The following is an 8254-nucleotide window of genomic DNA, read 5'->3' on the forward strand; positions in this document are numbered from 1 at the left end:
TCTGGCTTTTCGCTCATCTGACTACATTACCATATTTTTGGGCTCTCTGCGGAACTATTTTTTACCTGAATCCTTACCTCACTTTTTCTCACCGACAGGGCGATCGGGCGTGGGTTATCAATTTAATAACCAGCTTTTAAAAGCTGTACTTACTCGAGGTAAATTATGGCTATTAATCATAACGTTCCGTATTTCAGTCAAGAAGATAACAATATTGAACCTTAGCGCACCTGCGGTCCTACGAGTGCAGCAATGTGCTTAAAGTATTTTAATGTTGCAGAGTTAGGTTCCTTCCGACAGTACGAAGATGACGTTAAAGCACGTTTTGATATACTGGGCATAGCTCACCGTTCTCCAGATGGAATCAAGAGCTTATTAGAAGGTTTAGCGTTAAGAGATAATTTGACCATGAAGGGAAGTCTCTCAGACATTACTCGCTCTCTTGATTCTGGTGAAATATGTATATTGCACGGCTTTTGGACAAATGCTGGTCACATTTTGGTTATTCGTGGTTATAGCGACAAGGGTGACTTTTTTGTCAACGATCCAGCAGGAGAATGTTTCTCTGATGGGTATCGTAAAAATTCACAACTTTCACCAGATAATAAAGGTGAAAATAAAGTATACAGTCGCAAGCCAAAGTGATGGAAATCTACTCCGAGATGTATGGGAAACCATTTCAGGCTGATTCAATGATATTGCCTCTATCTATAGTGCATTTTGATACTGCTGTCTTGTTTGGTGTCACGGGTGCTATTTTGTTTTTACAGGAACCATTAGGAGTTGGCGTTGATGGAATTTTTGGACCGCAAACTGAAAGTGGACTGCGAGCTAACAATAACAAAGAAACAGCCTTGATATTATCGATGGAAGAATTGCTTACCATCGCAGGAGAGTTATGGAAAACTCTTCCCAGGAAGTCTTTTTGGAGGGTTGGCTGAACCGTGCTAATGACTTGAGAGAGTTTATCACAGAGCTGTAGAGAAAAACTGAACTAAATTCGGCAAAAGGTCTGTCCGTTATATTGAGTCGCGATCGCATCTGCTTTTAAAGGCATAATGCTATCGCTCTCCAACTTGATTGTCAATACTAATTTTTTCCTACTGTAAAGAGGTTTTAAACTATGAACTTCCCGGCGATGTTGGATGTGGCTATTGGCTTGTTTTTCATTTACTTAATTCTCAGTCTTTTAGTTTCAGGCATTCAAGAATTAATTGCTACAGTTCTAGAATGGAGAGCTAAACAATTAAAAGAAGCCATCCAAATTATACTTGGTGACAATGAAGCAAATGATCCGTCCGCTAAACAAGCCCAAAAAATTGCTAATGACCTGTGGAATCATCCTCTGATTCGATCTCTGAATCAAAGAAAAATTCTTAGAGGTTCTGTCGGCCCTTCCTATATTTCTTCAAAAATGTTTGCTGCCACCTTGCTGGAAATTATCCAAACTGATTACGATTTTAACGCTTCAGGAACAATTGATGACATCGTAGAATCAATCAAGGAGAATAAAAAACTAGACCCAGAAATACAACGGCGGATTTATTCTATCGCTTTAATAGCTCAAAGGAAAGCTAGTGCTACTGAGATGGGAATTAAGTCTTTAGAAAAGGAGATAAAAATTTGGTTCGACCAGTCGATGGAGCGAGCATCTGGTGTCTACAATCGGAATGTTAAGGGGGTTACTTTTTTGATTGGCTTAGTAGTTACACTGGCGCTCAATGCTGATACATTCTACATCTTTAAAACCTTAAACAAAGATGCTGCTTTGCGCTCTAGTATCAATCAAGTTGCCACTAAAATTATTGCTGAAAATAAGGAGCCAAGTTTAGATAACATTAACAGCTATTTGGATATAACTATGCCTCTTGGCTGGTCTACAATGGAACAATTTAAAAAGCAAGTAAATCCCCGAGATTCTGCTAAAACTAAAGTTTGGGATTGGGTATTAGGAATCATCAAACTTATCTTTGGTTGGCTGTTGAGTGCTGGGGCCATAGCGATGGGTGCGCCCTTTTGGTTCGATCTGCTAGGTAAATTTATTAACGTCCGTAATGCTGGTCAAGTACCTGAATCAACATCTCAGGATAACCCTAGTTGAGCAAGGTTTGGTAAAAAGCTTTAGCGATCGCTCTCCTGTCACTACTCAAGTCAGCAAAGCCTTTGATTAGCTGTTAAATAGCGATCGCCCCTTGCTTCATTAACCTGTCATGCGATCGCATTTCGTCACCTATCCATCGTTTCACCAGACAACAGGAGATGCGGATCTCAGACAATAACTGGACTTAGGAATCACAACCAAAGAAACCAAACTAAAGAAACCGGGTTTTTGCCGTTTCTACTGGCTGTGACCAAGTATTCTCGCCAAAAACCCGGTTTCTGACCACCCGTAAACCAAAGAAACCGGGTTTTTTGACGTTTCTACTGGCCCTGACGCAGTATTCTCGTAAAAAAACCCGGTTTCTGACCACCCGTAAGTCCTAATAGCAATAGGGGCGGACTATATGCCCACCCCACAGTTGCTAGATATCACTTTGATATCTGACTTAAATTTTCAATACCCCCAGGGGAATTCGAATCCCCGTCGCATCCGTGAAAGGGATGTGTCCTAGGCCTCTAGACGATGGGGGCGCGTTGCGTTTGCTTGTGTTCCGCACCTTTATTACCTTAACTAATCTTTCCCAATCTGTCAACTACTTTGCGAAAGTTTTTTTTCTACTCGTCCGAAAGCTCGTCACAGTAGGCTTTGAGGATGGCGGCGCAATTGCCGATCGCCCCGAGATGAGCAATTTCAAAGCCGTGGGTGTTCTGGGTGGGGAAAGCCAAACAAGCGGCGCGGGCTACGTGGCCGAACTTCATGGCGATCGAAGCATCGCTCCCAAAACTGCTAATTACCGCCAACTGCACCTCTACATCGGCTGCTGCGGCTGCTGCGCGCAATTGGGCGTTCAATCCTTCATCGTAGACTCCGTAGCCGTCCTGAACCAGCAAAACCGGGTTTTCGCCGTCACGAATCGGGTATTCCGGTGCCAGAGGGCAAATTTCCAAAGCGATCAGCGCGTCCAACGGCTGGCGCTGCGTGAAATACAAAGCTCCGATCGCCCCAACCTCCTCCTTCGCCGACGCTACCAAATAAACATTCACCGCAGGCTCTTTCAAACATTCCGCCAGAGCCAGCAAAATCGCCACTGAAGCCTTGTTGTCCAGAGTGTAGCTCGCGATCCAGTCCTTCAACCGCAGCGGGCGCTTGCGGTGCTTTCCCACCACCATCCGCGTGCCCGGTCGAATTCCGGCCTCGGCTAATTCCTCGGCGGTACACTTAGTTTCGATCCAGGCATTTTCCCACTTTAAACAAACATCTTCCTGCTGAGCTTTCTGAGGAGATTCGTGAGAAACATGGCGGGAACCGAAGCTGAGAATGCCGCTAATTGTTTGCTTGTCTCCGAGCAAATCCACCACGCCTTCGCCGTAAACCCAAGGAAACGTGCCGCCCAATCTGCGGACTTCCACGCGGCCGCTCTCGCCTATTGTTTTAACTAGGGCGCCAATTTCGTCTTTGTGGGCGGTAATGGCGATCGACTTTTCGGGATTGCGACCCTTAATTAGGGCGATCGCATTGTCCGCGCGATCGAGCCAAGCATTCACTCCCAGGGCGGCGAATTTTTCCATCAACCGCTGGTTAATTTCCGATTCCGCACCGCTGGGTGAGTGCAGCATTACTAATTCTTCGATTGTTTGGAACAGGCGATCGAACTCTAACATTTTTGATGTTCGTTTTTAGGAGCGAATTTTGACATATATTAAAGCACATTTACCCACTATTTTCCGGCGGTACACCTAGTTTTAATTCAGGCATTTTCCCACTTGAAAGAAACATCTTCCTGCTGAGCTTTTTGAGGAGCGTAGGAATGAAGCAATTGGAGGCAGCAAAGGGCGATTGAGTAACAAGATTCATGCGAGCGCGTGGATGCGTTGGGCAATCCGTTGGGGTTTCACCTCGCCCCCGGACAAGCTGGTGACGCCAGAAGGAGCCGACCAACTGCAGCCATTACTGGTGGGGGATACACTGCTGGCTAACAAGGGCTATGATGCAGAGCGGGGCGTAATTGACCCCCTCAATGCCGAGGGGAAGAGCGCCATGATTTTACCTCGGCACCACCGCAAGATCCTGCGAACTTACGATACAGAATTGTACAAAGCCCGTCATTTGATTGAAAACTTTGCCGCCAAGCGGCTGCTGTATCCGGCAATCGCGATGCCCTATCACCCGTCAGGCGGTGAACTTTCCGGCGTGCGATTCTTCTCGCTGCTGGGGTCATCGGGTGGAATTGATGACACCCCCTAAATTAACTTGACAGTTCCGTAAACTAATATGCCTGACCTCTTGACTACCTTCTTTGCGAATAATTTCATTCCTCACGGGCATTGTTACCTCTGGAAACCGGGGTTAGTCTGGCTGCACTTAACGTCAGATGTAGTGACTACCCTCGCTTATTACTTGGTGGCGTTTGCCATTGTTTACTTTACGAATCAGCGTAAGGATCTGCCTGCCCATACGGTGACGTTGCTGGTGGGTTTCTTTTTTATCTTTGCCTTATGTGGCACAACCCACCTGATCGAAGTAGTGACACTTTGGCACCCCATCTACTGGGTTTCAGGACTGATCAAAGCGGTTACTGGTGCTTGGTCTTTCTATACGTTCACCTTTTTACTGATTCCCTTAATTCCAGTGGCGCTCGATGCGCCAAGTCCAGCCCAACTCGCCCTTACAAACCAGGAACTAGAGGAGAGCCGCCGCTGTATCCAGGCGATTAATGTCGAGCTAGAGCAACGGGTGCAGGAACGCACCGCCCAATTGGAAGCGTCTAATCGCACCAAAGACGAATTATTGATGCGCGAACAAATGATTCGGGCAGAGGCAGAGGGTGCCAACCGTGCCAAGGATGAGTTTCTCTCGATTCTTTCTCATGAACTCAGAACTCCTCTCAACGCCATCTTAGGATGGTCAGCGATGTTACGGCAGCGAACCCTGAGTGAGGAGAAAATCCTGCGGGCTTTGGAGACGATCGAGCGAAACGCCAAGTCTCAAGCCCAGCTAATCGAAGACATCCTCGATATTTCTCGCATCATTACGGGTAAACTGCGCCTCCAAGTCCGTCCAGTCAACCTCGTGCCCGTGATTGAATCTGCCATTGAGTCTGTACGCTTGGCCGCTGAGGCAAAATCAATTCGCCTGGAAAGCGTGCTCGATTCTCAAGCGGGTTTGCTCTTGGGTGATGCCAATCGGTTGCAGCAAGTTTTGTGGAATCTACTTTCTAACGCCCTCAAATTTACCCCTAAAGACGGGCGAGTCGAGATTCGTTTGGAGCGGGTTAATTCTCATGCTGAAATTACTGTCAGCGACACTGGACTCGGCATCAGCTCGGACTTTTTACCGTTTGTCTTCGATCGCTTCCGCCAGCACGACAGCACCACCACTCGCAGTTATGGGGGGTTGGGTTTAGGGTTAGCCATTGTGCGTCAATTAGTTGAATTGCATGGCGGGACTGTAACGGTAGTGAGTCCAGGGATAGGACAGGGGACGACCTTTACAGTCACACTGCCCGCGATGATTATCCCTCAACCACCGAGCGATCCAGAGCCATTAAACTCGATCGTGGAGGCGAAGCGGAGGGTTGAGGCGTCGCCGAGCCTTGAAGGCTTACAAATCTTAGTGGTAGATGACGAGGCTGACGCGCTAGAGTTGCTGAACACGATTCTGCAAAATAATGGTGCTGAGGTCATCGCTGTTGCTTCGGTCAAGCAGGCGTTGACCGTTCTCGAAACCGCAACGGATCGCAGCCCCCATGTTTTAGTGAGCGATATTGGGATGCCGGATGAGGATGGCTACTCCCTGATCCGCAAGTTGCGGCAACTTGAAGCGCAGCGGGGCGGTCGGCTACCCGCGATCGCGCTGACGGCCTATGCCGGGAGTGACGATCGTCGGCAGGCACTATTAGCAGGTTTTCAGATGCATGTGACCAAACCCGTAGATGCTGACGAGTTAGTGGCGGTGGTTGCCAGCCTCACCGGACGTACAAGCAGGTGCTAAAACCCTGCTGTATTGATCTCGTCCTTTTACTGCTTCTGTCGCAAAAACTGTTCGAGAACAAATGTCGCCTTTGAGAATAATTAATAATTGGGTTCTTGTCAGCTTGGGGAGAAGGCTAGCGGTTGTGCCGAACCCAGCTTGTGAGTGTCGTCTCCAGCACAAACCTCTGTTAACTTGATTCAGGCAACAGGTCTACTGCCTCAAGGATAGGAAGCACTCTTCCTTCATTATCGAGTAGAGCCTGCATGAGTCCTACATTCTCTAGGGCGCCAATTTCATATTTTTTGTCAGCGGTAATGCCGATCGACTTTTGCCGATTGCGGTCGGGAATTAGGGTTCCCGCATTGTTCGCACGATCGAGCCAAGCATTCACTCCCAGGGCGGCGAATTTTTCCATCAACCGCTGGTTAATTTCCGACACCGCACCGCTGGGAAAGGGGAGCATGACAAACTCTTCAATTGTTGGGAACAGTCGAGCGAACTCTAACATTTTTTATTCCCGTGTTTTGGAGCGCATTTTGACATATATTAAAGCATATTTACTCTAAAATTACTATTCTGCCCACCAAAAAATAACTTTATGTACTGATATATGGCCCCCCGAGCTACCCGATATAATAAGCCTAGTTTTTCAACAAAAAATCTCGCTTTTGATGTTTGCGCCCGCCATAAACTCGGTTTCCAAGCGTTGCAAAAAGTGAGTTAGTACCGAGAGGCATTTTCATCAGCTAACCTTATTTTAAAAGTTAAAAACTTCTCAAATTCTCGCTATGCTTTTCCATAAACTTCAGCAACTGGTGCATCGCAAAATTAGAGCAAAAAAGTTAGGAATAAAATTTAACAGAGTTGCTAGCTTTCAATTGCCCCAACAATTAATTGTCCGAGGAAAACGCCATCAAGTAAACGTGCCTTCAGAGAAAGGCATGAACGGAGAATTTATAGAAGTGCTTTTAGACGACTGCTACGGAGTCGAGCAATTATCTGAATCTCTGATGACAATTATTGATGTTGGAGCCAATGTCGGCTTATTTCCGATTGCTGCGAGGAACAGGTTTCCCCAGGCCGTAATTCACGCCTACGAAGCTAATCCCTACCTAGAAAATTACCTCAAACATCAATCTAAAATCGCCAATTTTACCTATTTTATGGAAGCAGTAGGAGACCGAGATGGTAAAGTAGTCCTTGACATTCGGGAAGTCTCGGGAAAAACCCGATCGACCGTTAGCGAAAGCGGCGACATACCGATGGTATCATTTCGCAGGGCGATCGAGCGAATTGGTGGCAGCGTTGATTTAGCAAAAGTAGACTGCGAAGGTGCAGAATGGCTGTTATTTAAAGATACAGAGATTTGGCAATTTGTGGAAAACCTTTCTTTAGAATATCACTTGTGGTATGGTCACACTCACGCCGAAACCCGACAAGTTATTCAAAACTTAGGATTTCGGATCAGAAAGCAAATACCAATAGATAAATGGTACGGCTCGATCTTAGCATCCCGAACCCGCAACCCTCAATGATATATAGCCTTTCTCAGTAACATGAGGTGCTCTCGCGGCCTCCGTGGGCATAGGGCATAGGGCATAGGGCATAGGGCATAGGGCATAGGGCATGGGGCATGGGGCATGGGGCATAGGGCATAGGGCATATCTCCCCACGCTTGAGAACCGCTATAGCAGATATTGAAGGAATAAGGAAGTTCGGCAACGGATTCGCTTGAGCGAGGATTTAACGGAGGTCAGTCAGAAGGTTTTAGTTATCTCTGGGGGGGTGACAAATCCAGCTATAAACCATGCCTTAGCCTGGTTGCAGCTCCCTCGTCCATGTCCATAAAAGTGACGCTTATTACGAGTTAACTTCCTTAACTCTTCTATTCGGCTGGGCTGATCCCGAGGCGTGGAAATAGACTGCCAGCAGGTAAAATAAAGAGAGCAGATGGGGAAAAAAATCAGCATAACTCCCGAAGAACAATTACGCCGATGGCTTGTATTCAGGAAATAGCGCACATCAAGAACAAAAATACAGATTCAGAAGATAAGGCGACCTTAGAAGGGCTTGAGAAAATAATAGACCTCTTGCAAAAGTCCTTTTCATAAATTTATGGGACGGGCAAGATGCCCATCCCACAAGAAAAAATAACTCTTGGGGGATGGGCATCTTGCCCGT

The 8254-nt window shown here is 46.8% G+C and carries 7 protein-coding genes, 1 tRNA gene and 1 pseudogene; 6 read left to right on the forward strand and 3 right to left on the reverse strand.

The genetic code is table 11. The features are described 5' to 3' along the window. Positions 1–240: 240 nt before the first annotated feature. The 3 genes and pseudogenes from QUB61_RS36145 to QUB61_RS36155 all read left to right on the forward strand — a co-directional run. Positions 241–645 (forward strand): annotated as a pseudogene (locus QUB61_RS36145) (C39 family peptidase); the annotation flags it as partial. Beyond that, positions 645–941, forward strand: a complete 297-nt coding sequence (locus QUB61_RS36150) for a hypothetical protein (RefSeq protein ID WP_333132945.1) — start codon at positions 645–647, stop codon at positions 939–941. The pseudogene QUB61_RS36145 and the gene QUB61_RS36150, both read left to right, overlap by 1 nt. Positions 942–1123: 182 nt before the next feature. After that, positions 1124–2101, forward strand: coding sequence for a hypothetical protein (locus QUB61_RS36155; protein ID WP_333132946.1), 978 nt, complete (start codon positions 1124–1126; stop codon positions 2099–2101). Positions 2102–2558: 457 nt separating this feature from the next. Here the strand turns inward: QUB61_RS36155 and QUB61_RS36160 are convergent. Both QUB61_RS36160 and QUB61_RS36165 read right to left on the reverse strand, forming a co-directional pair. Beyond that, positions 2559–2631, reverse strand: a tRNA-Glu gene (locus QUB61_RS36160). Positions 2632–2715: 84 nt separating this feature from the next. Further along, on the reverse strand, positions 2716–3762 hold the full coding sequence (locus tag QUB61_RS36165; RefSeq protein WP_333132947.1) for a M42 family peptidase: 1047 nt from the start codon (positions 3760–3762) through the stop codon (positions 2716–2718). 253 nt (positions 3763–4015) lie between these two features. On the opposite strand from QUB61_RS36165, the gene QUB61_RS36170 reads away from it, so the two are divergent. Both QUB61_RS36170 and QUB61_RS36175 read left to right on the forward strand, forming a co-directional pair. Further along, complete coding sequence (locus QUB61_RS36170) at positions 4016–4345, forward strand: hypothetical protein (protein WP_333190366.1); 330 nt, start codon at positions 4016–4018, stop codon at positions 4343–4345. A 27-nt stretch (positions 4346–4372) separates the two neighbouring features. Beyond that, positions 4373–6091 (forward strand): ATP-binding protein, encoded by a 1719-nt coding sequence (locus QUB61_RS36175; protein ID WP_333132949.1) that lies wholly within the window; start codon positions 4373–4375, stop codon positions 6089–6091. 169 nt (positions 6092–6260) lie between these two features. Here the strand turns inward: QUB61_RS36175 and QUB61_RS36180 are convergent, their stop codons facing one another. Further along, a complete protein-coding gene (locus QUB61_RS36180) occupies positions 6261–6581 on the reverse strand; it encodes a hypothetical protein (protein WP_333132950.1) in 321 nt (106 codons plus the stop codon). 280 nt (positions 6582–6861) lie between these two features. Here QUB61_RS36180 and QUB61_RS36185 point away from each other — a divergent pair, with 280 nt between their 5' ends. Then, positions 6862–7608, forward strand: coding sequence for an FkbM family methyltransferase (locus tag QUB61_RS36185; RefSeq protein WP_333132951.1), 747 nt, complete (start codon positions 6862–6864; stop codon positions 7606–7608). The last annotated feature ends 646 nt before the right edge of the window (positions 7609–8254 follow it).

Source organism: Microcoleus sp. C2D2 (genome assembly GCF_036702495.1).
Taxonomy (GTDB): Bacteria; Cyanobacteriota; Cyanobacteriia; order Cyanobacteriales; family Microcoleaceae; genus Microcoleus.

What these genes read in the sequence shown, in the direction of transcription:
- QUB61_RS36165 (WP_333132947.1), bottom strand. Translation starts at nt 3,762, where the DNA reads ATGTTAGAGTTCGATCGCCTGTTCCAAACAATCGAAGAATTAGTAATG.
- QUB61_RS36150 (WP_333132945.1), top strand. Translation starts at nt 645, where the DNA reads ATGGAAATCTACTCCGAGATGTATGGGAAACCATTTCAGGCTGATTCA.
- QUB61_RS36180 (WP_333132950.1), bottom strand. Translation starts at nt 6,581, where the DNA reads ATGTTAGAGTTCGCTCGACTGTTCCCAACAATTGAAGAGTTTGTCATG.
- QUB61_RS36175 (WP_333132949.1), top strand. Translation starts at nt 4,373, where the DNA reads ATGCCTGACCTCTTGACTACCTTCTTTGCGAATAATTTCATTCCTCAC.
- QUB61_RS36155 (WP_333132946.1), top strand. Translation starts at nt 1,124, where the DNA reads ATGAACTTCCCGGCGATGTTGGATGTGGCTATTGGCTTGTTTTTCATT.
- QUB61_RS36185 (WP_333132951.1), top strand. Translation starts at nt 6,862, where the DNA reads ATGCTTTTCCATAAACTTCAGCAACTGGTGCATCGCAAAATTAGAGCA.